The organism is Streptomyces fuscigenes (assembly GCF_021556455.1).
GTDB classification, from domain to species: Bacteria; Actinomycetota; Actinomycetes; order Streptomycetales; family Streptomycetaceae; genus Streptomyces; species Streptomyces fuscigenes.
The window spans coordinates 1-1521 of record NZ_JAKGCV010000741.1 but is presented as its reverse complement, the minus strand read 5'-3'; the positions used below and the strand labels follow the sequence as shown (position 1 = coordinate 1521).

Annotated in this window: 1 protein-coding gene; it reads right to left on the bottom strand. The window is 77.3% G+C overall.

Going from position 1 to position 1521, the window contains the following annotated elements; genetic code table 11:
* On the bottom strand, positions 1–1018 hold a 1018-nt coding region (locus L1885_RS28240; protein ID WP_235799985.1), incomplete at its 3' end, for an MOSC domain-containing protein.
* Positions 1019–1521 lie beyond the last annotated feature (503 nt).

Below are 1521 nucleotides of genomic sequence, written 5' to 3'. Positions count from 1 at the left end.
TCCGTGCCGCTTCTCCCGTTTCCGGGCCGTCGCCCCGCGCCGCTCCGGCGGTTCCGTCTCCTCCCGGAGCGGCCGCGGTCGCCCCGGGAGCGGCCCGGTCGCTCGTCCCGCCGGAATCCGTGGCGGAGTCCCCGCCGGACGTTCCGGTGGAGCCCCCGCCGGAATCCGCTCCGGACCCCCCGGCCGGCGCGGGGGCCGTGTCGAGGCGCACGGTGAGGTACTGCCCGGGCCGGGCGGCCGGGAGGGCGGAGCCGTCCTCGGCCGCGAGCCACAGCGACAGGACGCTGCGGCTCTCCCTCTGCTCGCGGACGACCCGGAGGCGCCGGAAGCCCGGCCAGGCGGGTCCCGGGGGCGCCGCGGGCGCGCCGCTCGTCCCGCCCTCCTCCAGCATGGTCCGGAACGACTGCTGCCAGCCGGGGCTCAGCGCGTCGATGCGCAGGGCCCTGCGCAGCCGCTCGCGGGAATGGCCCGGCAGGTAGAGCAGGCCGTCGACCTCGGCCACGGACATCTCGCCGGGACCGGAGTCGATCTTCACGATCTCCTGGCCCGCCTCGACCTCGCCCTCCTCGATGACCCGCAGGTAGAAGCCGGGGCGGCGGTGGGAGACGAGCAGGGCGGGCATGCGCGGCTCGCCGAGGCGGAGGCCGACCCGGTAGCAGGTGACCCGGGGCTGGGAGACCTCGAAGACGGCCCCGCCGATGCGGTAGCGGTCGCCGACGCACACCTCGTCGTCGGGCAGCCCGTCCACCGTGAAGTTCTCGCCGAACCCGCCGGGCCCCAGGTCGTCGCGGCCCAGCTCCTTCGCCCAGTACCGGTAGGAGTCCAGCTGATACACCATCACGGCCCGCATCTCGCCGCCGTGGCCCGCCAGGTCGCCCTGGCCGTCCCCGTCGATGTTCAGGCGGCGCACCATGGCGGGCCCCGCGACGGGACTCTTGTAGATGCCGGTGTGGACGGTCCGGCCGTGCCACGCCACGTCCTTGGGCAGACCCACGTTGACGGACACCAGCGTGGCCATGACGTCACCTCGCGCTCCCGCTCGTGCCTGCACGCCGCGCGTGCTCCGGCCTCCTCGCCGCTCCGGGCGGCCCCGGCGCGAATGCCGGGGAAAGCCCTGCTTCGACCCTAGTCGCGTCACGGCTCGCGCACAGCACGGGCACCGGCCCGGGGCCCGCGGACCCCGGGCCGCCGTGGTGCCTGCCCGGAGACGGCCCGTCCCCCCGCGCGCCGCGGGCCGGCCGTACCTGCCGGGCCCCCTTCGCGGGATCGGATCATGAGTACGGGCACTCACGACGAGCGAGCCCGGCGGCCCGTAGCGTGGGCCCGGCCGGCGGGGCGCGACGCGACCCGGCGGGGCGCGGGGAGACCGGGCCCGAGGGGCGAAGACGGGGAGGCGGGCGGCATGGCAGAGGGCGTGTACGGAGGTACGGGGCGCGGCAGGACCGGTCGGGGCGTCGCGGTGGCGGTGGTGGCGGCCCTCGCGGCCGTCCCGCTCGCGGCCTGCGGCACGCAGCGGCCCGG